At 63.8% G+C, this 22,037-nt stretch carries 29 protein-coding genes; 17 read left to right on the top strand and 12 right to left on the bottom strand.

The window, feature by feature from the left end:
* Positions 1-4: 4 nt before the first annotated feature.
* Genes FIU94_RS03295 through FIU94_RS03285 form a run of 3 tightly spaced genes read right to left on the bottom strand, consistent with a single transcriptional unit; the run spans position 5 to position 3,054 of the window.
* Positions 5-1,180: a lytic murein transglycosylase gene (locus FIU94_RS03295; protein WP_152464419.1), complete on the bottom strand. Its 1,176-nt coding sequence runs from the start codon at positions 1,178-1,180 to the stop codon at positions 5-7.
* A gap of 9 nt (positions 1,181-1,189) precedes the next feature.
* Entirely contained in the window at positions 1,190-2,101 is a 912-nt protein-coding gene (cbiB, locus tag FIU94_RS03290) for an adenosylcobinamide-phosphate synthase CbiB (protein ID WP_152464418.1), read from the bottom strand.
* Complete coding sequence (locus tag FIU94_RS03285) at positions 2,098-3,054, bottom strand: threonine-phosphate decarboxylase (protein WP_152464417.1); 957 nt, start codon at positions 3,052-3,054, stop codon at positions 2,098-2,100. The genes cbiB and FIU94_RS03285 overlap by 4 nt, the downstream gene beginning before the upstream one ends.
* 172 nt (positions 3,055-3,226) lie before the next feature.
* Here FIU94_RS03285 and FIU94_RS03280 point away from each other — a divergent pair, with 172 nt between their 5' ends.
* Positions 3,227-3,598: a hypothetical protein gene (locus FIU94_RS03280; RefSeq protein ID WP_152464416.1), complete on the top strand. Its 372-nt coding sequence runs from the start codon at positions 3,227-3,229 to the stop codon at positions 3,596-3,598.
* A gap of 9 nt (positions 3,599-3,607) precedes the next feature.
* On the opposite strand, the gene FIU94_RS03275 is transcribed toward FIU94_RS03280, so the two are convergent.
* On the bottom strand, positions 3,608-4,582 hold the full coding sequence (locus FIU94_RS03275) for a glutathione S-transferase family protein (RefSeq protein WP_152464415.1): 975 nt from the start codon (positions 4,580-4,582) through the stop codon (positions 3,608-3,610).
* A 175-nt stretch (positions 4,583-4,757) separates the two neighbouring features.
* On the opposite strand from FIU94_RS03275, the gene FIU94_RS03270 reads away from it, so the two are divergent.
* The gene (locus FIU94_RS03270) at positions 4,758-5,114 is read left to right on the top strand and encodes a hypothetical protein (protein WP_152464414.1); all 357 of its coding nucleotides are present in this window, start codon (positions 4,758-4,760) and stop codon (positions 5,112-5,114) included.
* Positions 5,115-5,132: 18 nt separating this feature from the next.
* Here the strand turns inward: FIU94_RS03270 and FIU94_RS03265 are convergent, their stop codons facing one another.
* Positions 5,133-6,302 carry a MalY/PatB family protein gene (locus tag FIU94_RS03265; protein WP_152464413.1) on the bottom strand — a complete coding sequence of 390 codons (1,170 nt, stop codon included), beginning with the start codon at positions 6,300-6,302 and terminating at the stop codon, positions 5,133-5,135.
* A gap of 96 nt (positions 6,303-6,398) precedes the next feature.
* Between FIU94_RS03265 and def (FIU94_RS03260) the strand changes: the two genes are divergently transcribed.
* Genes def (FIU94_RS03260) through FIU94_RS03240 form a run of 5 tightly spaced genes read left to right on the top strand, consistent with a single transcriptional unit; the run spans position 6,399 to position 9,074 of the window.
* Positions 6,399-6,917 carry a peptide deformylase gene (def, locus tag FIU94_RS03260; RefSeq protein WP_152464412.1) on the top strand — a complete coding sequence of 173 codons (519 nt, stop codon included), beginning with the start codon at positions 6,399-6,401 and terminating at the stop codon, positions 6,915-6,917.
* Positions 6,914-7,411 (top strand): peptide deformylase, encoded by a 498-nt coding sequence (gene def, locus FIU94_RS03255; RefSeq protein WP_152464411.1) that lies wholly within the window; start codon positions 6,914-6,916, stop codon positions 7,409-7,411. Before def (FIU94_RS03260) ends, def (FIU94_RS03255) begins: the two co-directional genes overlap by 4 nt.
* Positions 7,408-7,905, top strand: a complete 498-nt coding sequence (def, locus tag FIU94_RS03250; protein WP_152464410.1) for a peptide deformylase — start codon at positions 7,408-7,410, stop codon at positions 7,903-7,905. Before def (FIU94_RS03255) ends, def (FIU94_RS03250) begins: the two co-directional genes overlap by 4 nt.
* A gap of 14 nt (positions 7,906-7,919) precedes the next feature.
* Entirely contained in the window at positions 7,920-8,834 is a 915-nt protein-coding gene (gene fmt, locus FIU94_RS03245) for a methionyl-tRNA formyltransferase (protein WP_152464409.1), read from the top strand.
* A 3-nt stretch (positions 8,835-8,837) separates the two neighbouring features.
* Positions 8,838-9,074 (top strand): hypothetical protein, encoded by a 237-nt coding sequence (locus tag FIU94_RS03240; protein WP_152464408.1) that lies wholly within the window; start codon positions 8,838-8,840, stop codon positions 9,072-9,074.
* 21 nt (positions 9,075-9,095) lie between these two features.
* Here the strand turns inward: FIU94_RS03240 and FIU94_RS03235 are convergent, their stop codons facing one another.
* From FIU94_RS03235 to FIU94_RS03205, 7 genes are all read right to left on the bottom strand, one after another.
* Entirely contained in the window at positions 9,096-9,719 is a 624-nt protein-coding gene (locus tag FIU94_RS03235; RefSeq protein WP_152464407.1) for a trimeric intracellular cation channel family protein, read from the bottom strand.
* Positions 9,716-10,168 carry a ribonuclease HI gene (gene rnhA, locus FIU94_RS03230; RefSeq protein ID WP_152464406.1) on the bottom strand — a complete coding sequence of 151 codons (453 nt, stop codon included), beginning with the start codon at positions 10,166-10,168 and terminating at the stop codon, positions 9,716-9,718. The genes FIU94_RS03235 and rnhA overlap by 4 nt, the downstream gene beginning before the upstream one ends.
* Entirely contained in the window at positions 10,161-10,754 is a 594-nt protein-coding gene (locus FIU94_RS03225) for a bifunctional 2-polyprenyl-6-hydroxyphenol methylase/3-demethylubiquinol 3-O-methyltransferase UbiG (protein WP_152464405.1), read from the bottom strand. Before FIU94_RS03225 ends, rnhA begins: the two co-directional genes overlap by 8 nt.
* Positions 10,751-11,203: a DUF3429 domain-containing protein gene (locus FIU94_RS03220; protein ID WP_152464404.1), complete on the bottom strand. Its 453-nt coding sequence runs from the start codon at positions 11,201-11,203 to the stop codon at positions 10,751-10,753. The genes FIU94_RS03225 and FIU94_RS03220 overlap by 4 nt, the downstream gene beginning before the upstream one ends.
* A gap of 23 nt (positions 11,204-11,226) precedes the next feature.
* Positions 11,227-11,841, bottom strand: a complete 615-nt coding sequence (locus FIU94_RS03215) for a LysE family translocator (RefSeq protein WP_152464403.1) — start codon at positions 11,839-11,841, stop codon at positions 11,227-11,229.
* Between the two features lie 64 nt (positions 11,842-11,905).
* Positions 11,906-12,856, bottom strand: coding sequence for a 4-hydroxy-3-methylbut-2-enyl diphosphate reductase (ispH, locus tag FIU94_RS03210; protein WP_152464402.1), 951 nt, complete (start codon positions 12,854-12,856; stop codon positions 11,906-11,908).
* Positions 12,857-13,157: 301 nt separating this feature from the next.
* A complete protein-coding gene (locus FIU94_RS03205) occupies positions 13,158-13,703 on the bottom strand; it encodes an NYN domain-containing protein (protein ID WP_152464401.1) in 546 nt (181 codons plus the stop codon).
* A 128-nt stretch (positions 13,704-13,831) separates the two neighbouring features.
* On the opposite strand from FIU94_RS03205, the gene folK reads away from it, so the two are divergent.
* From folK to era, 10 genes are all read left to right on the top strand, one after another.
* Positions 13,832-14,443 carry a 2-amino-4-hydroxy-6-hydroxymethyldihydropteridine diphosphokinase gene (folK, locus tag FIU94_RS03200; RefSeq protein WP_152464400.1) on the top strand — a complete coding sequence of 204 codons (612 nt, stop codon included), beginning with the start codon at positions 13,832-13,834 and terminating at the stop codon, positions 14,441-14,443.
* Between the two features lie 73 nt (positions 14,444-14,516).
* Positions 14,517-14,870: a DNA-directed RNA polymerase subunit omega gene (gene rpoZ, locus FIU94_RS03195; protein ID WP_152464399.1), complete on the top strand. Its 354-nt coding sequence runs from the start codon at positions 14,517-14,519 to the stop codon at positions 14,868-14,870.
* Positions 14,871-14,899: 29 nt separating this feature from the next.
* On the top strand, positions 14,900-17,071 hold the full coding sequence (locus tag FIU94_RS03190; protein ID WP_152464398.1) for a bifunctional (p)ppGpp synthetase/guanosine-3',5'-bis(diphosphate) 3'-pyrophosphohydrolase: 2,172 nt from the start codon (positions 14,900-14,902) through the stop codon (positions 17,069-17,071).
* 27 nt (positions 17,072-17,098) lie between these two features.
* Positions 17,099-17,755 carry a DUF2062 domain-containing protein gene (locus tag FIU94_RS03185; protein ID WP_152464397.1) on the top strand — a complete coding sequence of 219 codons (657 nt, stop codon included), beginning with the start codon at positions 17,099-17,101 and terminating at the stop codon, positions 17,753-17,755.
* A gap of 30 nt (positions 17,756-17,785) precedes the next feature.
* Entirely contained in the window at positions 17,786-18,535 is a 750-nt protein-coding gene (locus FIU94_RS03180; protein WP_152464396.1) for a pyridoxine 5'-phosphate synthase, read from the top strand.
* Positions 18,532-18,981, top strand: a complete 450-nt coding sequence (locus FIU94_RS03175) for a hypothetical protein (protein WP_152464395.1) — start codon at positions 18,532-18,534, stop codon at positions 18,979-18,981. Before FIU94_RS03180 ends, FIU94_RS03175 begins: the two co-directional genes overlap by 4 nt.
* Positions 18,982-18,992: 11 nt before the next feature.
* Positions 18,993-19,394: a holo-ACP synthase gene (acpS, locus tag FIU94_RS03170; protein ID WP_152464394.1), complete on the top strand. Its 402-nt coding sequence runs from the start codon at positions 18,993-18,995 to the stop codon at positions 19,392-19,394.
* Between the two features lie 178 nt (positions 19,395-19,572).
* Positions 19,573-20,409 carry a signal peptidase I gene (gene lepB, locus FIU94_RS03165; protein ID WP_152464393.1) on the top strand — a complete coding sequence of 279 codons (837 nt, stop codon included), beginning with the start codon at positions 19,573-19,575 and terminating at the stop codon, positions 20,407-20,409.
* Positions 20,406-21,092 (top strand): ribonuclease III, encoded by a 687-nt coding sequence (gene rnc / locus FIU94_RS03160; protein ID WP_152464392.1) that lies wholly within the window; start codon positions 20,406-20,408, stop codon positions 21,090-21,092. The genes lepB and rnc overlap by 4 nt, the downstream gene beginning before the upstream one ends.
* The gene (era, locus tag FIU94_RS03155; protein WP_152464391.1) at positions 21,089-21,997 is read left to right on the top strand and encodes a GTPase Era; all 909 of its coding nucleotides are present in this window, start codon (positions 21,089-21,091) and stop codon (positions 21,995-21,997) included. The genes rnc and era overlap by 4 nt, the downstream gene beginning before the upstream one ends.
* Positions 21,998-22,037: the final 40 nt, after the last annotated feature.

Below are 22,037 nucleotides of genomic sequence, written 5' to 3'. Positions count from 1 at the left end.
TGGGTCAAAGTTTCGACAACAGGTCGGCGGTTGGCCAGCCATCGATGGTCAGGCCGAGCCTGGCCTGTTCGGCGCGCACGGCGGCGCGGGTGCCTGCGCCGAGGATGCCGTCGATGTCGCCGACGTCATAGCCCCGCGCCTGCAGCTTGGTCTGGAGCGTCTTCATTTGCGGGCCGTTCAACCCCGGCGCGGGATTGCCAGCGTCAAAGACCTGCGCGCCTTCCAGCCGGTTTGCGAAATAGGCGGCGGTCAGCACGTAGGTAAAGCTCTGGTTCCAGTCAAAGTAGACCCGGAAATTCGGATAGGCGAGAAAAGCTGGGCCACCCTTGCCCTGCGGTACCAGGACAGCACCTGTCAGCCCCTCGGCCAAGGGGCCGTTGCGGGGGGTTACGCCCATGTCCTGCCATGCGCTGACCGGTTTGGTGGTCTCCAGGCCGGTCTGCGACCAGTCGAAATCGGCAGGCAGATCGACTTCGGCCAGCCAGGGCTCCCCCGCGCGCCACCCAAGGTGTTGCAGCATCTTTGCCCCCGACAGAAGGGCGTCGGGCACCGAAGTCTTGAGCGTGACGGCACCGTCACCGTCTCCGTCCACTCCGTTATCAAGGATGTCGCGCGGCAGCATCTGGACCATGCCGATCTCACCTGCCCAGGCGCCGGTGGTGCGGCGCGGGTCCATGCCGCCCTGGGCAAAAAGTTCCACGGCGGCCAGGACCTGCGGTCGAAAGAGTTCGGGTCTGCGGCAGTCGTGCGCCAGCGTGACCAGCGCGTTGGCGGTGTTGAAGTCGCCCTGAAAGGCGCCATAGTCCGTCTCGAACGCCCAGAAGGCCAGTAGCACACCCCGGCTGACGCCATATTCGGCCTCGACCCTGTCGAAAACAGCATCGTATTTCTGCGCCATCGCGCGACCGCGGTTCAACCGGTCAGCCGAGATCAGGCGGCGGGCAAAGTCGGTAAAGGGCATCTGGAAGACACCCTGCTTGCGGTCGGCTGCCAGCACGGCCGGGTCTTGCCGGACCTCGTCGAAAAACGCGCTGGCGGTGGCGGGGGCGATGCCATTCGCGATGGCTTCAGCTTTGAGGTCGGCCTTGAAGGCCGCAATGTCGCCGCCGCAGGAAGCGTCTGCCAAGGCGGGCAGAGGCAGCATCAGCGTCAGGGCGAGGGAGTAGATCAAATGGCGCATCGAGTACCTTCAGAACGTGATCAGGAACAGCAGGAAACAGGCCCCCAGCATCACGCACCATGCCTGCCAGAGGCGGACGATGGAGGCATCGACGTCGGCGGCGTTCAGGCTGCGCCGTCCGGCGGGATGGACCCAGGCAAAGTTCTGCATCCTGCCATCATAGGGGCGCGGACCGGCCAAGGCCACACCCAACGCGCGGGACATGGCGGCTTCCGGCCAACCGGCGTTCGGGGACCGGTGCTGGCCCGCGTCGCGGGCGATGTCACGCCAGTCTCGGGTGACACCGGCGGTCAGGGCGATCAGCAGCGCGGTCAGGCGCGCCGGAACGAGGTTGAGCAGGTCGTCGAGCCGTGCGGCGGCCCAACCAAACTCCAGGTGGCGCGGTGTGCGATAGCCGATCATGCTGTCGGCCGTATTCACCACCTTGTAGATCAGGATGCCGGGCAGCCCGCCCAGCAGGAACCAGAATGCGGGTGCGATGACCCCGTCGCTGAGGTTTTCGGACGCGCTTTCGATGGCGGAGCGGGCGACGGAGGCCGCGGGCAAATCGGCGGTGTCGCGGCTGACGATCATGGCGACGGCGCGGCGCCCCGCGGGCAATGACAGGCGCAGCCCGTCGGCGACCGCGCGCAGGTGATCCACCAGGGAGCGTTGCGCGAGCAGGATTGCAACCACCAGCACCTCGATCACGGGGCCGAGCCTGGCAAGGACAGTGCCCAGCAGCCAGGCCCCGGTGACGAGCGCCGCGACGGTCAGCACTCCTTTGACCCGGCGCAGGTTGCCACCGTTCAACCGGGTGTCGCACCAGCCGATGGCGCGCCCCATCAGGACGGCGGGATGAGGCAGCCGCCGCCACAGCCAGCCGGGTTCGCCCAAGGCGGCGTCGAGAAGCATGGCAAGGCAGAGGAGCAGGGCCGTCATGTCAGCGCCTGCTCCAGGCGTGCCCAGTTGCCCGCGGCTGGCAGGCCAAGGCGGAGCCAGCTTTGGCTGTAGGGAAAGATGCGGCTCCAGATGTGATGACGGGCGAGACGGACCTGCCAGCGGGCGGCTTCGCCCACATCGTAGAGCCGGAAAAGAGAGGTGCCCCCCAGCGGCGCGGCGCCGGCGTCGCTCATCAGCCGGTCGAGGCGGGTCGCGTCGTGCCGCAGGCGCCTGCGAGTCTCGTCGGTCCAGGCGTCGTCCGCGAGCGCGCGCGCACCGATGCGCAGGGCGGGGCCGGAAACCGCCCAGGGCCCAAGCATGCCCGACAGCCGGTCGACCAGTGCCGGGTCGCCGATGACAAACCCGAGCCTGAGGCCCGCGAGACCCCAAAACTTGCCGAAGCTCTTGAGGATCAGCGTGCCGGGATGCGCGGCGAGATTGATCAGAGTGGCCTCCGGCGTCACCTCGCAGAAGCTTTCGTCGATGATGCGCAGCGCGCCGTCGGGGTCGGTGTCCTGCCAGTGTCGACCGTCAGGGTTGTTGGGGTTGACCAACACGCATGCCTGTCCGGAGGTCACGCCGACCTGCCAGCCTGCGGCGGTGAAGCTGGCAGCGTGTTCATTGTAGGTGGGGTTAGGGATCCGAACGTGGCCCGGTGCGGCCAGCATCGGGATGCGGGCGATGGCGGCAGATGCGCCGGGCACGGCCAGCAGGGCGGCTTCGTCCGGGACGTTCCAGAAGGCGCGCGCCGCCGTTTCGAGCCGCTGTCGGGCGTTTTCGTCCGGCAGGTCCGTCCAGTCGGCGATTGGAAGATCGTTGATCGGATAGGGCAGTGGGTTGATTCCGGTGGACAGGTCCAGCCAGCTTTGCCGCGTGCCGCCAAAGCGACGCGCGGCGGCGTCGATCCCGCCGCCGTGATCCCGCTTGGCCGGTTCCGGCCCCTGCTTATCCATCGACATCATGTCCCCGATCGCGCCCGGTCTGCGCTGTCAAAGCGCAAAAACGGACTTGCTTCAAGATATGTCTCAGCGTTAAGCAATTTCCCCCGTAATTAACCATTTGTTAACCTCTGAGGCAGACCACAGTGGAAGTCGCAGGATCGGGTACTGCAGACAAGGGACCCAAATGAACGTGTTGATCGTTGAAAGCTGTGCCGAACTTGGCCAGCTCTGGAAACGCCATCTGGAAAGGCTGGGCATGTCCGTCGTTCTGCGGCATGGCCAGGATGATGCGATATCCTACCTGGCGCAGCACGCGCCGCAGGTCATCATCCTCAACCTGGTGCTGGAAGAGGGGGCGGCGCTGGCTGTTGCGGATTATGCCAGCTACCGCCTGCCAGCGGCGCGGGTGTTCTTTGTCAGCAACACCTCGTTCTTCTCGGACGGGTCGATCTTTGCCCATGTGGCGAATGCCTGCGCGCTGGTGCCTGTGGGCACCCCGCCGGATGATATTGCCGCGATGGTGGAATATTACGGCGGGGAAGCCAACCAGGCCTGATGTCCGCAGTCAGCCGCGACCGTGGGGCGCGTCAAAGTCCGGCTGCGGATTGATCGGGATGATCCGGTAGGGATTTATCGATTCGTGGCTGTAATGATAATGACGTACGATATGATCGAAATTCACCGTGTCCGATACGCCGGGCCATTGGTATAGCTCTCGGGTGTAGGCCCATAGGTTGGGGTAGTCGGTGATCCGGTTGCGGTTGCACTTGAAGTGGGTGTGATAGGCCTTGTCAAAGCGCAGCAACGTCGGCAGCAGCCGCCAGTCCGCCTCTGTCACCCGGTCGCCGGTCAGGTAGCGGTTGTCGGACAGGATGCCTTCCAGCCAGTCCAGGGTATCGAACAGGGGGTAGACCGCGTCTTCGTAGGCGTCCTGCGTGGTCGCGAAGCCCGACTTGTAGACGCCGTTGTTGAAGGTGTCGTAGATGCGGTCGTTCAGTTCCCCGATGCGGTCGCGCAGGGGCTCGGGGTAGTAATCGTCGGTGTTGCCTGTAAGGTCGTTGAAGGCGCTGTTGAACATGCGGATGATCTCGGCGCTTTCGTTGGACACGATGGTGCCCTGCGACTTGTCCCAGAGGATCGGCACGGTCACGCGGCCGCTGAACTTGGGATCCGCCCGCAGGTAAATGTCCCGCGCGAAGGGCAGATCGAACAGATTGTCGCCAGTCGCACCGGGAAAATCGGTGTCAAACGTCCAGCCCTCGCCCAGCATGTCGGGATGCACGACCGAGATGCCGATATGGTCTGTCAGCTCTTTGATCTGGCGGAAAATCAGCGTGCGGTGTGCCCAAGGGCAGGCAAAGCTGACATAGAGATGGTACCGACCTGATTCTGCCTTGACTCCGCCCTCCCCCGAGGGACCGGGGCTGCCGTCCGCGGTGATCCAGTTGCGGAATTGTGCGGCGGAGCGTTCGAATTTGCCGCCCGTCTTGCTGGTGTCATATCCCTTGTCGTGCCATTCGCCGTCAATCAACAGGCCCATCTTGTTCTCCTCTCTTTCAGTTGATCCATATCTAGGGCCGTGGTGCGGGTCTGGACAGGCTTTTGCCTGCGCAACCGGTCTGCGGTGCTGCACAGAGGAATTCTGTCATCAAATATTTACTTGATTTTGTTTGGCTTTCAGTCAGTTTCATACGGCAGCTCAGGGGGGATGGATCATGGAAACGGTCTTTTCGAAAGAGATACAGGCGGGGCTGGATGCGGCGCGCACGGCAAGCCTGAAGAAGGCGTCCCGGCTGCGGATCGAGGTCGATGGCGTGGTGCATCCGGTCCTGCGGATGTGGAAGACCGGGTTTGCCATCGCGATCGAGGATGCGCCGAAGCTGCGCGGGCTGGTCGATATCTTCGACGGATCGAAGCACCTTTTCCAATGCCTCATCGTCGCCACCGAAGAGGCGGCGCCGGGCGAGATGCATTACGAGTTCAAGCGCGCGACAGCTGTTGCTGAACGCGCTGCGCTGGATTTCGAACTGCCAGATGGAACCCCCGCCGGGCTGATCACCGACGGAAGCTGAGGGCGCCGCCTGGGCGACCTACTGGAGGTCGCTGAACGCGTCTTTGAGGCGCGCGCAGGCTTCCTCGACATTGGCGCGGGGTGTTGCGATGTTGAACCGCAGAAAGGTTTCGCCGCCCTTGCCGAAGGTTTCGCCATGGTTGACCGCGATGCGCGCGTCTTCCTGCACACGGCGGATCGCCTCGGACATCTCCATGCCGGTGCCTTCGAAGTTGACCCAGGACAGGTAGGTCGCCTCCAGTTTCATGGAGGACAGGCCGGGGATTTCGGCGATAGCGGCGTCGAACATCTGTCTGTTGCCGTCGAGGTAGACCATCAGGTCGTCCACCCAGGCGGCCCCTTCGGGCGAATAGGCCGCGGTTGCCATGAACAACCCGAAAGAGTTGGGCGACAGGCCCAGGGCCGCCATCCGGGCGGCAAAGGTCTGGCGCAGTTTTTCGTCCTGAATGATCACATTGCCGACGTGCGCCCCGGCGATGCTGAACGTCTTTGTCGTCGCACTCATCATCACCAGCCGGTCTGCGATGCCGTCGATCAGGGCCATCGGGATATGGCTGTTGCCCGGCAGGACCAGGTCGTGGTGAATTTCGTCCGATACCAGGATCAAATCGTGCCGTTTCGCGAAATCTGCCACGCCCTGCAGTTCCGCGCGGGTCCAGACCCGGCCGCCGGGATTGTGAGGCGAGCAGAGGACCAGCATCTTTTCGGACCCGGTCATCTGCGCGTCCCAGCGGTCAAAATCCATCTCGTACCGCCCGTTGTCGTTGACCATTTCGCATTCCACCACCTCGCGTCCCGCGGCGGCGATCACACGGGCGAAAGCGTGGTAGACCGGGGTGAACAGGACCACGCCGTCGCCGGGGGCGGTGTAGGCATCGACGCAGATGGCCGTACCGTTCACAAGGCCGTGGGTGGTGAAGATCCAGGATGGATCGACCTTCCAGCCGTGACGGTTCTCCATCCACCACTGGATCGCGGAAAGGTAGTCGGAATCGTCTCCGAAGTAGCCGAACAGCCCATGATCGACCTGCGCCTGCAGCGCGTCACGCACGACCTGGGGGGGACGAAAATCCATGTCGGCCACCCACATCGGAATGCCGGTGTCGCGCGGCACGCCATAGACTGCTTCCATCTTGTCCCATTTGGCACAATGGCTGCCGCGGCGGTCGATGATTTCGTCAAAACTCATGAGGTTCTCCTTTGGCGTCCGCGGCAAGCTAGCGGGAAACCGGGCGGCTGCAAGCCCCCGGTTGCAGTGGCGCGGGTGTTGGCCTAAATCGTGGACATGAAACGTCCGATCCTTCTGCACCCCGATCCGCGCCTCAAGAAGGTGGCCCCGCCCGTCGACGACCTGTCGGACGAGTTGCGCGCGCTGGCCGATGACATGCTGCAGACCATGTACGACGCACCCGGCATCGGGCTGGCCGCGCCACAGATCGGTGTGATGAGCCGGCTGATCGTGCTGGATTGTGTCAAGGAGGAGGGCGAGGCGCCACGCCCTCTGGTGATGTTCAACCCCGAGGTCATCGCGGCCTCCGATACGCTGAACACCTACGAGGAAGGCTGCCTGTCGATCCCCGACCAATATGCCGACGTGACCCGCCCCGCCGAGGTCGAGGTGCGTTGGCTGGATCGTGACGGCAAGGAACGGACCGAGACTTTCGACAAGTTGTGGGCGACCTGCGTACAACACGAGATCGACCATCTGGATGGCAAGCTTTTCATCGACTATCTCAAGCCGCTGAAACGGCAGATGATCACCCGCAAGATGGTCAAGCTAAAGCGCGAGCTGGCGCGGGCATGAGCATCCTGCCGATCCTGAAATGGCCCGACCCCCGCCTGCAACAGGTCTGCGCCCCGGTGGCGGAGATCACGCCGCAGATCGAAACATTGGCGGCTGATATGCTGGAAACGATGTATGCCGCACCGGGGCGCGGATTGGCCGGGCCTCAGGTGGGTGAGTTGCTGCGGATGTTCGTGATGGATGTCGGCTGGAAAGAGGGCAGGCCCGACCCGCTGGTCTGCATCAATCCGATGTTGCAGGAAATCGGAGAGGACCGCGCGGACACCGAGGAAGGATGCCTGAGCATCCCCGGTGTGACCGCAACGGTCAACAGGCCCACGCAGGTACAGATGGTCTGGACCGGCCTGAACGGCGGCCGTTTCGTCCAAAGCTTCGACGGTTTTGCCGCCGTCTGTGTGCAGCACGAATTGGATCACCTCGACGGTGTCGTGACCTTTGACCACCTGGACCCGGACGCCCGCGCCGCCCTGATGGCGGAGTATGCCGCCGCATGACGGTGCGCACCTGCATCCCCTGGCCGGACAAACGCCTGCGCACCGTTGCGGCGCCCGTGCCGGAGATCACCGACGAGATCCGCGCGATCTGGGAAGACATGATCGAGACGATGGATGCCATGCCCGGCGTCGGCCTGGCCGCGCCGCAGATCGGGGTGATGCTGCAACTCGCGGTCGTCGATGCGTCGAAGGACCGCAAAAAGCGCATCCGCATGGCCAACCCGACGGTGCTGGAAGCCTCGGCGAAGATGAACCTGCACGAGGAAGCTTCGCCGAACCTGCCGGGCGTGTCGGCCAGGATCAGCAGACCCCGTGCGGTCAGCGTGCGCTACATGGACGAGAGCGGGATGATCAGGCGCGGCGAGTTCGTCGGGCTGGAGGCGACGTCGGTGCAGCACCAGATCGACCATCTCGCGGGGCGGATGTATTTCGACCACCTCAGCAAGGTCAAACGCGACATGCTGCTGCGTCGCGCGAAGAAGTTGAACGGCTAAAGCAGGAGGTCACCATGCGTATCGTGTTCATGGGCACGCCGGATTTCTCCGTTCCGGTGCTAGAGGCTCTGGTGGCCGAAGGGCACGAGATCGTCGCCGTCTATTGCCAGCCACCACGCCCCGCCGGCCGTGGCAAGAAGGACCGCCCCAGCCCTGTCCACCAGCGGGCCGAGGGTCTGGGGCTGGAGGTGCGCCACCCGATATCGCTCAGGACGCCTGAGGCGCAGGCGGATTTCGCGGCGCTGAACGCGGATGTTGCCGTGGTGGTGGCCTACGGGTTGATCCTGCCGCAGGGGGTGCTGGACGCCCCGGCGCGGGGGTGCCTGAACATCCATGCCAGCCTGCTGCCGCGCTGGCGCGGGGCCGCGCCGATACATCGCGCCATCATGGCGGGCGATGCGCAGACCGGCGTCTGCATCATGCAGATGGAGGCCGGACTGGACACCGGACCGGTTCTGCTGCGTCGGACGGTAGAGATCGGTGCGGAGGAGACGACGGCCCAGTTGCATGACCGGTTAAGCGCGCTGGGCGCCAAGGCGATCGTGGAGGCGCTGGCGGTGCTGGAAGGTCTGGTGCCTGACCCGCAGCCCGAGGCGGGCGTGACCTATGCCGCCAAGATCGACAAGGCCGAGGCGCGCATCGACTGGACCGCGCCGGCGGTCGAGGTCGACCGGTTGATCCGGGGGCTGTCGCCCTTTCCCGGTGCCTGGTTCGATCAGGGCGGTACGCGCATCAAGGTGCTGGGTTCGCGACTGGCCGAAGGGTCGGGCAGGCCGGGTGAGGTGTTGGACGAAACGCTGCGTGTGGCCTGCGGCAGCGGCGCGGTCGCATTGACGCGCCTGCAGAAGGCGGGCAAGGCTGCGCAGGACGCGGATGTGTTCCAAGGCGGCGCGCGGATCGCGCCCGGCACTCTGCTGGGAGAAGGTTGAGCGATGTTTCTGGCACTCTTCGGCACCGTGGTCATCGCCGGTATCGTCGGCTATGTCTCGGAAAAGACCGGGTGGACCCACAACGGCATCTTGCAGAGCATCATCATCTGCATCGGCGGGGCGTTCCTGTTCTACTTCGTCCGGATCATGTTCGGGGTGGGCTTTGCCAGCCCGGGCATGAACGCGATCGTGTCCTCCATCGGCGCGCTGATCATCGTACCGTTTCACTGGCGACGGTAGGCTCGGGGCCAACCATGGTCGTCAGGACTTGGGTGGGGTGCTCTTGTAGACGGGCAGGTGCCAGCCAAAGCTGAGCGACCCTGCCCGCAGGCTCCAAGTGACCAGCGCGCAGCCCGGCAGCGTGAAAACCGGATCGAACCCGTAGTGCCGCGCCAGCGCGGCGCCTGCCGATCCGGCAAAGGCGGCAGTCACGTAAAGTTCGCCCTGTTTCAGAACCACCGGTACATCGCCCACCACCACATCGCGCATCAGCCCGCCCATGCAGCCGGTGATCATGCCCATCAGCACCACGATGACCGCAGATTGATCCAGCGCCATCGCCACCCCGGCTCCGGCGGCGACTGCGATGGCCAGCGCAAGGCTGTCGAGCCAGAGCAGCGCGCGCCTGCGGCTTTCCAGCAGGTGTGCGGTAAAGAATACCGCCAGTGCCGCGGCGGCGGCCACGCCGAGGTAGGTCGGATCGGCGATCCAGAAGATCGGGTTACGGTCCAGCAGCAAATCGCGGATCGTTCCGCCGCCCAGGGCGGTGAGACTGGCGACGAAGGCAAAGCCGACGAGGTCCAGTTGCGCGCGGCTGGCCACCAGGGCGCCGGTGATGGCAAAGACCAGAACCGACATGTAGTCCAGGGCCGGAAGCAGGTTCATTTCTTGAACGGGGCCATGCCCGCACGCGCCAACGCGTCGGCGCGTTCGTTCTCCGGGTGGCCGGCATGGCCTTTTACCCATTGCCATGTGACCCGGTGGCGGGCGTTGGCCGCGTCCAGCCGTTGCCACAGTTCGGCGTTCTTGACCGGCTTTTTCGCCGCGTTCTTCCAGCCGTTTTTCTTCCAGCCGTGGATCCACCCGGTGATGCCGTTCTTGACGTAGTTGCTGTCGGTGACGACGGTGATCTCGGTCTCACGCTCCAACGCCTCCAGCGCGTTGATCGCGGCCAGCAACTCCATGCGGTTGTTGGTGGTGGCGGCCTCGCCTCCCTTGAGTTCGCGTTCCTTGACCACCCGGTCGCCGTCGCGCGCCTGCATGAGGGCGCCCCAGCCGCCGGGGCCGGGATTGCCTGAACAGGCACCGTCGGTATAGGCGAAAAGTTCAGCCATCGGCGTGGATCACCACCCAGCCGGTGTATTGACCGGCGAGCCCCTTGCCATAGCCGGTCCAGTTTCGGCGGGGGGTGAACCCCGCGCCGCGCAAAAGGCTCTCCAGCTCTTCAAGGCTGTAGTATTCGTAGTGACGGCCCAGGTCGTCGCGGCCGCCGCCGGTGCCGGTTTTCATGCCCAGGAACAGGGGGCCGCCCGGTTTCAGCGCAGCGTGCAGCCGGTCCAGGTGCCCCGGAAAGGCCGTGCGCGAGGCGTGCAAGAGCGAAAAGCTGGCCCAGATGCCGTCAAAGGTGTCCTGCCCGGTCACGTCCTCGAACGTGCCATGACGTGCCGTGACCCCGCTGATCAGGCCGGTACGGCGAACCATTTCCGCCGAGGCGTCGATGGCCCAGACTTTCAGCCCGGCCTCGGCCAGGATGCGGGCATAGTTCCCCGGCCCGCAGCCGAGGTCGAGCACATGCGCCCCTTCCGGCAGGGCCGCGATGAATTCACGCACATGTCGGCTTCCCTCGGCCTCTGCCCGCATCATCGCTTCGTAGTCGTCGGCCTGCGCGTCGTAGACGGCCAGGGTTTGCGGATCGCTCATGCCCAGATCCCGATTGCTATGCAGGCCAGGACCACGACGGTCAACTGGATGCGGAATGCGAGCCACCACGGCGGGGTCAGCTTCCAACGGTCAAAGGCGACTTCGATCAGCAGCAGCGCGGCAAAGCCGATCGCCATGTTGATCAACGCGGTTTCGGCGGAGGTGCCGGGCATGAAGAACCACCACAGCGCAGGCGCCACAGAGGCAGCGTAGGCGGCAAAGGCCAGCGTGCCCGTAGCCCTGGTGGCAAAGCCCCAGAGGACACCTGCCATGAAGGGAAGGATGATCCCCCCGTAGCGCACCATGAGCAGACGGCCATCGCCGCGCAGCACGGCGGGCAGGTTAAAGTCCGCGCCGGAGGTCACGCCGAGGTTCAGCAGGGCGGCCCAGATGAAGGGGATCAGTCCGGCGACGGCCAGCAGCAGGGCGGGGGCAGGTATGCGTTTCATCGGTGGTCAGCTTTTGTCGTGGTTCAGGCGCGTTCGAGGGCGAGGCGCCCCGCCAGCGCCGCGAAAATCGCCGCGAAGGAACGGTTGAGCCAGCGCATCATCGCCTCGGACCCCAGCAGCCAGCGGCGCGCGGCAGCGGCAAAACAGCCATAGAGCACAAAGACGGCAAAGGTCATTGCCATGAAGATACCGCCTAGCAGCGCCATCTCAACCGTCGCGGTGGCCGGGGTGCCGGACAGAAACGGCGGCAGCAGAGCAAGAAAGAAGACTGACAGTTTCGGGTTCAGGATATTGATCAGCGCGCCGCGTCGGGCAATGCGCCAGCCGGGTTCCGCCCCCGCGTTCGCCTGAACGGACAGAGCACCGCCCTCTTTCAAGCTTTGCCAGGCGAGATAAAGCAGGTAGGCGACACCGGCGAATTTCACTGCGATGAACAGCAGTGCGGACGTGTGCAGGATCGCGGCGAGGCCCAGCGTCGCCGCCGCCAGATGCGGCAGGATGCCAAGCGTGCAGCCCAAAGCCGCCCAAAACGCCGCACGCGGGCCGCTGCCCAGCCCCAGCGCAAGCGTGTAGATGACACCGGTGCCGGGGGCCAGTACAACGACCAGCGCCGTCAGCAGAAATTGCAGGGAAATCATGCGGGGTCCTTCTTGCCTTTGCCGCAACGGTATTACAGGCGCGGCAAGGGGTAAAGCGGCGGTATCAGCTGGCCTGACGGAAAATCCGCGGCACTTTGAATTCCACGTTTTCCACGGCGGTTTCGACCAGTTCCTCGGTCACGTCGAAACGGGCGCGGAAAGCGTCGACCACCTCGTCAATCAGAACCTCGGGGGCGGAGGCCCCGGCGGTGATGCCGATGCTCCCGATCCCTTCGAGCGCGCGCCAGTCGATGTCATCAGCACGCTGGACAAGCTGGGCATAGGCGCAACCCGCACGCGCGCCCACCTCGACCAGACGCTTGGAATTCGACGAGTTCGGAGCCCCCACCACCAGCATGGCGTCGCACTTTGGCGCCATCGCCTTGACCGCCTCCTGGCGGTTGGTGGTGGCGTAGCAGATGTCTTCCTTGTGCGGCCCGACGATCGCCGGAAAGCGCGCCTTGAGAGCGGCGACAATACCTGCGGTGTCGTCCACGCTGAGCGTGGTCTGCGTGACATAGGCCAACCGCTCGGGGTCGCGAACCTCGATTGTCTGAACATCTTCGGGGGTTTCCACCAGCAGCACGTCACCCGGCGGAAGCTGGCCCATGGTGCCCACGGTTTCGGGGTGGCCGGCGTGGCCGATCATGATCATCTGCAAACCGTTGTCGGCGTGGCGCTGTGCCTCGATATGCACCTTGCTGACAAGGGGGCAGGTGGCATCGACGTAGATCATATTGCGGGCTTGGGCCGCACTGGGCACGGATTTCGGCACCCCGTGGGCCGAGAAAATCACCGGGCGGTCGTCGGGGCATTCCGAGAGTTCTTCCACGAAAACGGCGCCTTTTTCGCGCAGCCCATCCACCACGAATTTGTTGTGCACGATTTCGTGGCGCACATAGACGGGCGACCCCCATTTCCCAAGCGCCATTTCAACGATCTTGATCGCCCGGTCCACGCCCGCGCAGAAGCCGCGCGGCGCAGCAAGATAAAGCGTGAGGGGCTGCTTGGTCATTCGGGTCTCCTGGGACATGATCCTGACTTAGGCATTCCCGGGCCGCAGGTCCAGTGGGCCGTATCAGACAGCCGCATCGGCCCGGAGCCTGTCGGTCTTATTGATTTTGCGCAGCTTTGCCGCGCGGTTCCACAGTGTCGCCCCCCCCTCTAGAGGGGATAGGGATGAGCAGCCGATAGTGTATTACGCTCGACGGGAGCACGGAAGCCCGTGTCGCATACTATCCCGCCAAATTTGAGCGCACTGCACGCTGGGGGCTTGATGGCCTTCAGCGTGCTATTTCAGTCGGGCTGATCGTGCCCTAGTCGGCAAGATTGTCCCGCGGAGGGCGGCCGATGACGTCGCGCAGTTCTTCCAGCTCGATGAAGTTGTCGGCTTGGCGGCGCAGATCGTCCGCGATCATCGGGGGCTGGCTGCGGATGGTCGAGACGACAGAGACCCGGACGCCCTGACGCTGAAGACTTTCGATCAGCGGGCGGAAATCGCCGTCGCCGGAGAAGATCACGATATGATCCACCCGGGGGGCGAGTTCCATCGCGTCCACGGCCAGTTCGATATCCATGTTTCCCTTGACCTTACGGCGGCCCATGCTGTCGGTGTATTCCTTGGCCGGCTTTGTCACCATCGAGTAACCGTTGTAGTGAAGCCAGTCCACCAACGGGCGAATGGGCGAATATTCATCGTTCTCCAGCAACGCGGTGTAGTAGAACGCGCGCAATAGCTTGCCGCGGCGCATGAATTCGGCTCTCAACAGTTTGTAGTCGATGTCAAAGCCCAGTGTCTTGGCCGCTGCATAAAGGTTCGAACCGTCGATGAACAATGCAAGACGCTCGTCCTTGTAAAACATTGGGGGTCCTTTCGGCGAAAATGTCGCCATCAAATGGTTTGTAATCTAACGTGTCTTGCAGCTCATAATACAACTATGCCCAGAAGAGCGTCAGTCAACGTGTCGGCAATAACTATGGAATTTTGACTATGCTGCAAGCCAACTCTGGTGCGGACACAGGCGGTCGTCCGCCGAATAACCAAGAAACCGCCCTTTTGGCGCTGGGTGCTAACCTGACGTCATCCGTCGGCACGCCCAAAGACACGCTGAAAGCAGCGATTTCAGAACTGGCAACCCGGGGCCTGGTGATTCGGCGTGTATCGTCCTTGTACCGTACCCCGGCTTTTCCCGCGGGCGCAGGCCCCGATTATGTAAATGCGGCGGTCGAGGTGGAATTTTTCGGCGATGCACAGGAATTGCTCAAACTGTTGCACGAAGTCGAGGCAGATTTTGGTCGCGCCAGGCGCCGCCGCTGGGGGCAGCGGACGCTGGACATCGACCTGCTGGCGATCGGCGACCGTATTCTACCGGACCCAGTCACGCATCGCGCGTGGCGCGAGCTGCCCTTGTCCGAGCAGGTTGCCCGGACCCCGGCGGAGTTGATCCTGCCGCACCCGCGTCTGCAGGATCGCGTCTTTGTTCTGGTACCGCTGGCAGAGATTGCAGCGGACTGGGTTCATCCGGTGCTGGCCAAGTCCGTGCGGGACCTGCTGACGGCGATGTCCGAAGCCGATGTCGAGGCGGTTGAACGCCTCGAATAATCGCTTGTAAATCAGGGCAAACGGGCCTAGGTAAGCCTCTTCTGATCGCCTTTTTCATGATGGGAGCACCCCAATGGCCCGCGTAACCGTAGAAGATTGTGTCGACAAGGTTCCGAATCGTTTTGAGCTTGTCATGCTCGCCGCTCACCGTGCGCGCGAAATCTCTGCCGGTTCGGCCGTTACCGTCGACCGCGACAACGATAAGAACCCTGTCGTATCGCTGCGCGAAATCGCGGAAGAGACCCAGTCTGCCGATGAGCTGCGCGAGCGCATGATCGAAAGCAACCAGAACCAGATCGAGGTCGACGAACCCGAGGATGACGCGATGGCCCTGCTGATGGGTCAGGAGCAGGACAAGCCTGAAGAGGACAACATGTCCGAAGAAATGCTGCTGCGGCAGCTGATGGCAGCCCAGGGTCAAGGGTAACACGGCACAGGGCGCATAGGGCGGATGGCATGGAAAGCGCCGAAACGACTGCCGACGATCTGATTCGCCTGGTCAAAGCTTACAACCCGAAAACGAACGAAGACCTGATCCGCGCCGCATTTGCTTTCGGCGCGGAAATGCACGAGGGACAGTACCGGCATTCCGGTCTGCCCTATTTTACCCATCCGGTCGCGGTGGCCGCGATACTGACCGAACAGCAGCTTGACGATGCGACGCTGATCACCGCGCTGCTGCACGATACCGTCGAGGATACTAAGGCATCTTATGCCGACGTCGAGAAGCGGTTCGGGCGCGAAGTGGCCGAGCTGGTCGATGGCGTGACCAAGCTGACCAACCTGCAACTGAATTCGTCCGAGACAAAGCAGGCAGAGAACTTTCGCAAGCTGTTCATGGCAATGTCGAAGGACCTGCGCGTGATCCTGGTCAAGCTGGCCGACCGACTGCACAACATGCGCACGATCAAGGCCATGCGCCCCGACAAGCAGGGCCAGAAGGCGCGCGAAACGATGGACATCTATGCGCCTCTCGCGGGACGCATGGGGATGCAGTGGATGCGCGAGGAACTCGAAGACCTGGCGTTCCGGGTGCTGAACCCGGAAGGGCGCGCCAGCATCATCCGCCGCTTCATCACGCTTCAGCGTGAAACCGGAGACGTGATCCAACGGATCACCGGCGACATGCGCGTCGAACTGGACAAGGCCGGGGTCGAGGCCGAGGTGTTCGGCCGCGCCAAGAAGCCCTACTCCATCTGGCGGAAGATGGAGGAGAAGGAGCAGAGCTTCGGGCGGCTGTCCGATATCTACGGCTTTCGCGTGATCGTGGAAAACGAAGAGGACTGCTATCGCGCGCTGGGGGCAATCCACCAGCGTTGGCGGGCGGTACCGGGACGGTTCAAGGATTATATCAGCCAGCCGAAGTCGAACGGCTACCGCAGCATTCACACCACCGTTTCGGGCCGCGACGGCAAGCGGGTGGAGGTCCAGATCAGGACCGGCCAGATGCATGACGTCGCGGAGACCGGGGTGGCGGCGCATTGGTCCTACCGCGATGGGGTCCGGTCCAAGAACCCCTTTGCCGTGGACCCGGCGAAATGGATTGCGCAGCTCACGGAACAGTTCGACGCAGAGGAGAACCACGAGGATTTCCTGGAGGCGGTCAAGCTGGAGATGTACGCGGACAAGGTCTTTTGCTTTACGCCCAAGGGCGACGTGGTGAAGTTGCCGCGCGGCGCCACGCCCATCGACTTTGCCTATGCCATCCACACCCGGATCGGAAACGCGGTGGTGGGGGCGAAGGTGGACCACATGCGGGTGCCTTTGTGGACGCGGATCAAGAACGGCCAGTCGGTCGAGATTATCACCGCGCAGGGTCAGACACCTCAGGTCACGTGGCTGGATATCGCGACAACCGGCAAGGCCAAGACGGCGATCCGCCGGTCTCTGCGCGAGGTGGACCGCGACCGCTTTATCAAGCTGGGGCAGGAACTGGCGCGCTCGGCCTTTGCGCATGTCGGAAAGCGCGTGACCGACAAGGTCCTTCGGACCGCGGCCAAGAACATGCGTCTGGACAGCGCAGAGGAAGTGCTGGCGCGGCTGGGCAGTTCCGAACTTACGGGCCGTGAAGTGGTGCGCGCGGTCTACGCCGACCTCGCTCCGCGCAAGGGGGATCATATCGACAAGGAGCGGGCCGTGATCGGCCTGGAGCCGGGCCAGTCCTTTGACCGGGCGCCGTGCTGCACGCCGCTGCCGGGCGAGCGCATCGTCGGGATCACCTTTCGCGGAAAAGGCGTGACCGTCCACGCGATCGACTGCGACCGGCTGTCGATCTACGAGGACCAGCCCGAGCGATGGCTCGACCTGCGGTGGCACGAGGGCAACCACCCTGCGGTTTACGAGGCGGCTTTGGATATCACGCTTGGCAATGGGGCCGGGATCCTTGGTCGCATCTGCACCCTGATCGGCGAAGCCTCAGCGAATATTTCGGACCTCCATTTTATCGAACGCAGGCCTGACTTTTATCGGTTGTTGATCTATGTGGAACTAAGAGACATCGCGCATCTGCATTCCCTGATGCTGACGCTGGAGGCGGAAAGCGAAGTGGCGCAAATCAGCCGCTACAGGAACAAGGACCTGCCCGAGGAAGCGGACGCGCAGGGATCGCCCAGACGCCAAGATCACTGAGCGATCACAGAGAACGGGAACCTGGATTTGATTTTCAAACGCCGTGATCCGAAGCCGACCCTGCGTGCGATGGCCGAGTTTCTCTGGCCCCGTGGCGGCTGGACCCGCGCGTTCCACTACGTGAAGCACCGGATGAAGCGGCTGCCGGACAGCCCGGAGCGCATCGCGCGGGGGATCTGGGCCGGCGTTTTCACCGCGTTCACACCGTTCTACGGATTGCATTTTCTCATCGCGGCGTTGCTGGCCAAGCTGATGAAGGGCAACGTGCTGGCGGCGCTCATGGGCACATTCTTTGGCAACCCGCTGACATATGTGCCGATCGGCGTCATGGCGCTGCAGACAGGTCACTTCGTACTCGGCTCTCACTTCACCGAGGGGGACCACCGCTCCTTCGGAGGCAAGTTCGCGGATGCGGGCGCCGATCTGTGGTGGAACCTGCGCGCAATCTTCAGTGACGCGACGATGGACTGGTCCGGGATCGTGGTCTTCATCGAACAGATTTTCTATCCCTACCTGATCGGTGGGATCCTGCCCGGCATCTTCTTTGCCTCGCTGTCCTACTACGTCACGGTCCCTCTGCTGCGCGCCTACCAGAAGCGCCGCAAGGGGTTGTTGAAGGCCAAGTTCGAAGCGTTGAAACAAAAAACGGCGCACAAGGCTGACGCCAAGCGTAAAGTGGACTAGCGTGCGCGAAATTACAGCCGGAGGATGGACATGGCAGACCCAAAAAAACTCAGACTGGGCGTGAACATCGACCATGTGGCGACCGTCCGCAATGCACGCGGGGGGCAGTATCCAGATCCGCTGCGCGCTGCCAAAATCGCCGAGGAGGCGGGCGCCGATGGCATCACCGCGCATCTGCGCGAAGACCGCCGCCACATTTCAGACGCCGACATCGAGGGGCTGATGGACGTGTTGACGGTGCCGCTGAATTTCGAGATGGCAGCCACCGACGAGATGCAGAAGATCGCGCTGCGCCACCGTCCCCATGCTGTTTGCATCGTGCCTGAAAAGCGTGAGGAACGCACCACCGAGGGCGGTCTGGAAGTCGCGCGGGAGGAGAACCGGCTGGCGCATTTCATCGCCCCCTTCCGAGAGGCCGGCTGCCGCGTGTCGATCTTCATCGCCGCCGACAAGCGGCAGATCGAAGCGGCGCACCGGATCGGCGCCGAGGTGATCGAGCTGCACACCGGTGCCTATTGCGATGCTTATGCCGAAGGCCGTTTTGACACGGCGCAGGCGGAATTGCGCGGCCTCGAAGAGATGTCGCGTTTCGCGCACGAACTGGGGCTGGAGGTGCACGCCGGACACGGGCTGACCTATGACACCGTGTCTGCGGTGGCCGCATTTCCCGAGGTGCGGGAACTGAACATCGGGCATTTCCTGATCGGTGAAGCGATCTTTCTCGGGCTGGAGCCGGCCATCGCCGAGATGCGCCGCCTGATGGACGAGGCAAGGTCATGAAGCGCCAGGTGCTGGCCTGTCTGCTGGGCGCGACAATCGCGGCACCGCTGGCCGCGCAGGAGGTGCGCGATTGTGCTGGCCGGATGTCGCCGCTGGGAATTGTCGAACCGTGGGAGGACTTTTCGCGGACCTTTTCGAACGGCAAGGTGCGCGTCGCTTTGATGGATGTGCTGGAACCAGCGGGCGGTGCGGTCTACCTGATGATCCTGTCGCCGCCCTATAACGAGATCGGTGATCGCCAGTGCAAGACAATCGGTGTGGACGGCATCGGTTTCTGGAATGCCGATTTCTCGACGCTCGACGCCAGTTACGACCCGGCGACGGGCCTGCGGTTTACCATGTCGGTGCAGCGCTACGATCCGGCAAGCGGGGGCGGCCACGACGCGCTGTTGACCGCGACCCTGAACCAGGCAACCGGCGCCATCGACGCACGGCTGTCGCGGTAGGGACTGGCGTGATGATCCTCGGCATCGGGACGGACCTCGCCAATATCGACCGCATTCAGGGCACGCTGGATCGTTTCGGGGCGCGCTTCCGCGACCGTGTTTTTACCGAGGTAGAGCAGGCCAGGTCAGAGCGCCGCCGCGACGTGGCAGGCACCTATGCCAAACGTTGGGCGGCCAAGGAAGCCTGTTCAAAGGCGCTGGGTACCGGCCTGCGCATGGGGATCAGCTGGCGCGACATGGCCGTCAGCAACATTGCCTCCGGCCAGCCGGTGATGTCGGTGACGGGCTGGGCCGCGCAGCGGTTGCAGGATATGACGCCGCCGGGTCACGAGGCCATCGTTCACGTGACGCTGACAGACGATCACCCTTGGGCGCAGGCCTTCGTGGTGATCGAAGCGCGTCCGCTCCCGTGACCGGCACACCGCTTCGGTTTGTCGCGGGGCAATGCTTCTTTATGCCAAAAATACTTCATTCCACCGGCTTTGCCAGGCGCGCGGCCGGGGACGGTGCCGCGCCGCAACCCGGCTTCCCTTGACAGTCGCGCCCCGCCTGCGCATGTAGCCCCAAACCCGAGCAGAAGGAAAACTTGGCATGGCCGAGAAGGAAAAGACAGGCAACGCCTTTGTCGAAACCGTCAAGACGATCGTCTATGCGCTGCTGATTGCGGGCGTTTTCCGCACGCTGTTCTTCCAGCCCTTCTGGATTCCCTCCGGGTCGATGAAGGAAACCCTGCTGATCGGTGATTTCCTGTTCGTGAACAAGATGGCCTACGGCTATTCCTACGCCTCCTGTCCCAGCCTCATGCTGCCGCGTTTCGGGATCGAGGTGGACGCCAAGGATATCTGCGGCGTGTTCGACGGCGACAACACCCGGCTGTTCGGCAGCGAGCCAGAACGCGGCGACGTGGTGGTGTTCCGCCATCCGGTTTCGGGCCGCGACTATATCAAGCGGCTGATCGGCCTGCCGGGGGATACCATCCAGGTGAAGGCCGGCGTGCTGAACATCAACGGCACACCGGTCGAAATGCGGGACGACGGCACCTTCGAGGAAGAGATGACCGCGCAGGGGCCGCAACGGCTGCGCCCGCGCTGCGAAAACGGCCCGGTGGGCGAAGGGGGCACCTGCATCAAGGGGCGCCAGATCGAAACGCTGCCGAACGGCGTGTCCCACGCTGTCCTCAACATCGGCGATCAGCAATCCGACCGCACCGGGGTCTACACCGTGCCGGAAGGGCATTATTTCTTCATGGGTGACAACCGCGACAACTCCGCCGACAGCCGGCTCGCGCAGCAGGCCGGGGGCGTCGGTTTCGTGCCATACGAGAACCTCATCGGGCGGGCCGACCGCATCATGTTCAGCTCGGCCGGGCGGTCGATGCTGTTCTTCTGGACCTGGCGCGGCGACCGGTTCTTCAAAGCCGTGAAATGAAACTGAGCGGCGACCTCAAGGCGTTCCAGGAACGTCTCGGGCACCGGTTCGGCGACCCCGCGCTGTTGGTCCGCGCTGTGACCCATGCCTCCATGTCCTCGGCCAACCGGGATGACAACCAGCGGCTGGAGTTCCTGGGCGACCGGGTGCTTGGTCTGGTGATGGCCGAAGCATTGCTGGCCCGCGATACCGGCGCCACCGAAGGACAGCTTGCGCCGCGGTTCAACGCGCTGGTGCGCAAGGAGACCTGCGCAGATGTCGCGCGGGAGGTCGATCTGGGCAAGGTGCTCAAGCTGGGCCGGTCCGAAATGATCTCGGGGGGGCGGCGCAAGATGGCGCTTCTCGGGGATGGGATCGAGGCCGTCATCGCGGCGGTTTATCTGGATGGGGGCTTCGACGCCGCCAAGGAGATGATCCTGCGGCTGTGGGGGGCGCGGCTGACCACGGTGGAGGATGACGCAAGGGATGCAAAGACGGCCTTGCAGGAGTGGGCGCAGGCGCGCAAGCTGTCCCCGCCAAAGTACGTGCAGACGGATCGCAGCGGTCCCGATCACGCGCCGGTCTTCACGATCGAGGCGCGGCTGGAAAACGGCGAGCGGTCGCGCGCCAGCGCACCGTCGAAACGCGCGGCAGAACAAGAAGCCGCAAGCATGCTGCTGCAGCAGCTGGAGAATGACAGATGACCACCCGCGCCGGTTTCGTTGCCCTGATCGGAGAGCCCAACGCGGGCAAGTCCACCCTCCTGAACCGCATGGTGGGGGCCAAGGTGTCGATCGTGACCCACAAGGTTCAGACCACCCGTGCCCGCATCCGTGGCGTGGCGATGGAAGGCGAGGCGCAGATCGTATTCGTCGACACGCCGGGCCTGTTTCAGCCGCGTCGGCGGCTCGACCGGGCCATGGTCGCCGCAGCCTGGGGCGGTGCGGCTGATGCCGACGTGGTGGTCCTGCTGGTGGAGGCGCACCGGGGCCTGACCGAAGGCGTGGCGCGGATTCTCGACGGACTGGCCCAGATCGGCGAGGGCCGTCGGGTGGCGCTTGCCATCAACAAGATCGACCGGGTGGAGGCGCCTGTCCTGCTGGGGCTGAGCAAGGAGCTGAACGACCGTTACGATTTTGCCGAAACCTTCATGATCTCGGCTGAACGGGGCCACGGCGTGGATGCCCTGCGCCAGTGGCTGGCGGGCGAGGTGCCGGAGGGACCGTGGCTTTACCCCGAGGACCAGATCGCGGACCTGCCGATGCGCATGATCGCCGCAGAGATGACCCGTGAGAAGCTGACCCTGCGGCTGCACCAGGAGTTGCCCTACCAGCTGACCGTGGAGACCGAGAGCTGGGAAGAGCGCAAGGACGGATCGGCACGGATCGACCAGCTGATCTACGTCTTGCGTGACGGTCACAAGGGGATCGTTCTGGGCAACAAGGGCGAGACCATCAAGCAGGTGAGCAAGGCCGCGCGGGAGGAACTGGAGGAGTTTCTGGGCCGTCGCGTGCATCTGTTCCTGCAGGTCAAGGTCCGGGCGAACTGGCTGGAAGAGGCGGAACGCTATTCCGAGATGGGGCTGGATTTCAAAGATGGCAACGGGTGATACTGGCCGTGGTGTTGTGCCAAAAGAGTGTATTTTTGGA

Source organism: Sulfitobacter sp. THAF37 (assembly GCF_009363555.1).
Lineage (GTDB): Bacteria > Pseudomonadota > Alphaproteobacteria > Rhodobacterales > Rhodobacteraceae > Sulfitobacter.
Note: the sequence above shows the minus strand (reverse complement) of the source record. Positions and strands in the feature narration are given on the sequence as shown.

Excerpts from the sequence above, each read along its gene's own strand:
- ispH (WP_152464402.1), bottom strand. The coding sequence starts at position 12,856 with ATGACCAAGCAGCCCCTCACGCTTTATCTTGCTGCGCCGCGCGGCTTC.
- FIU94_RS03275 (WP_152464415.1), bottom strand. The coding sequence starts at position 4,582 with ATGGGCCTGTTGATTGACGGCGAATGGCACGACAAGGGATATGACACC.
- FIU94_RS03190 (WP_152464398.1), top strand. The coding sequence starts at position 14,900 with ATGGAAAGCGCCGAAACGACTGCCGACGATCTGATTCGCCTGGTCAAA.
- acpS (WP_152464394.1), top strand. The coding sequence starts at position 18,993 with ATGATCCTCGGCATCGGGACGGACCTCGCCAATATCGACCGCATTCAG.
- FIU94_RS03225 (WP_152464405.1), bottom strand. The coding sequence starts at position 10,754 with ATGAGCGATCCGCAAACCCTGGCCGTCTACGACGCGCAGGCCGACGAC.
- FIU94_RS03270 (WP_152464414.1), top strand. The coding sequence starts at position 4,758 with ATGGAAACGGTCTTTTCGAAAGAGATACAGGCGGGGCTGGATGCGGCG.
- FIU94_RS03285 (WP_152464417.1), bottom strand. The coding sequence starts at position 3,054 with ATGGATAAGCAGGGGCCGGAACCGGCCAAGCGGGATCACGGCGGCGGG.
- def (WP_152464411.1), top strand. The coding sequence starts at position 6,914 with ATGAGCATCCTGCCGATCCTGAAATGGCCCGACCCCCGCCTGCAACAG.
- FIU94_RS03205 (WP_152464401.1), bottom strand. The coding sequence starts at position 13,703 with ATGTTTTACAAGGACGAGCGTCTTGCATTGTTCATCGACGGTTCGAAC.
- FIU94_RS03180 (WP_152464396.1), top strand. The coding sequence starts at position 17,786 with ATGGCAGACCCAAAAAAACTCAGACTGGGCGTGAACATCGACCATGTG.
- FIU94_RS03240 (WP_152464408.1), top strand. The coding sequence starts at position 8,838 with ATGTTTCTGGCACTCTTCGGCACCGTGGTCATCGCCGGTATCGTCGGC.
- rnhA (WP_152464406.1), bottom strand. The coding sequence starts at position 10,168 with ATGGCTGAACTTTTCGCCTATACCGACGGTGCCTGTTCAGGCAATCCC.
- FIU94_RS03220 (WP_152464404.1), bottom strand. The coding sequence starts at position 11,203 with ATGAAACGCATACCTGCCCCCGCCCTGCTGCTGGCCGTCGCCGGACTG.
- def (WP_152464410.1), top strand. The coding sequence starts at position 7,408 with ATGACGGTGCGCACCTGCATCCCCTGGCCGGACAAACGCCTGCGCACC.
- rpoZ (WP_152464399.1), top strand. The coding sequence starts at position 14,517 with ATGGCCCGCGTAACCGTAGAAGATTGTGTCGACAAGGTTCCGAATCGT.
- fmt (WP_152464409.1), top strand. The coding sequence starts at position 7,920 with ATGCGTATCGTGTTCATGGGCACGCCGGATTTCTCCGTTCCGGTGCTA.
- FIU94_RS03295 (WP_152464419.1), bottom strand. The coding sequence starts at position 1,180 with ATGCGCCATTTGATCTACTCCCTCGCCCTGACGCTGATGCTGCCTCTG.
- FIU94_RS03175 (WP_152464395.1), top strand. The coding sequence starts at position 18,532 with ATGAAGCGCCAGGTGCTGGCCTGTCTGCTGGGCGCGACAATCGCGGCA.
- cbiB (WP_152464418.1), bottom strand. The coding sequence starts at position 2,101 with ATGACGGCCCTGCTCCTCTGCCTTGCCATGCTTCTCGACGCCGCCTTG.
- FIU94_RS03215 (WP_152464403.1), bottom strand. The coding sequence starts at position 11,841 with ATGATTTCCCTGCAATTTCTGCTGACGGCGCTGGTCGTTGTACTGGCC.
- folK (WP_152464400.1), top strand. The coding sequence starts at position 13,832 with ATGCTGCAAGCCAACTCTGGTGCGGACACAGGCGGTCGTCCGCCGAAT.
- rnc (WP_152464392.1), top strand. The coding sequence starts at position 20,406 with ATGAAACTGAGCGGCGACCTCAAGGCGTTCCAGGAACGTCTCGGGCAC.
- lepB (WP_152464393.1), top strand. The coding sequence starts at position 19,573 with ATGGCCGAGAAGGAAAAGACAGGCAACGCCTTTGTCGAAACCGTCAAG.
- FIU94_RS03235 (WP_152464407.1), bottom strand. The coding sequence starts at position 9,719 with ATGAACCTGCTTCCGGCCCTGGACTACATGTCGGTTCTGGTCTTTGCC.
- FIU94_RS03265 (WP_152464413.1), bottom strand. The coding sequence starts at position 6,302 with ATGAGTTTTGACGAAATCATCGACCGCCGCGGCAGCCATTGTGCCAAA.
- FIU94_RS03280 (WP_152464416.1), top strand. The coding sequence starts at position 3,227 with ATGAACGTGTTGATCGTTGAAAGCTGTGCCGAACTTGGCCAGCTCTGG.
- def (WP_152464412.1), top strand. The coding sequence starts at position 6,399 with ATGAAACGTCCGATCCTTCTGCACCCCGATCCGCGCCTCAAGAAGGTG.
- era (WP_152464391.1), top strand. The coding sequence starts at position 21,089 with ATGACCACCCGCGCCGGTTTCGTTGCCCTGATCGGAGAGCCCAACGCG.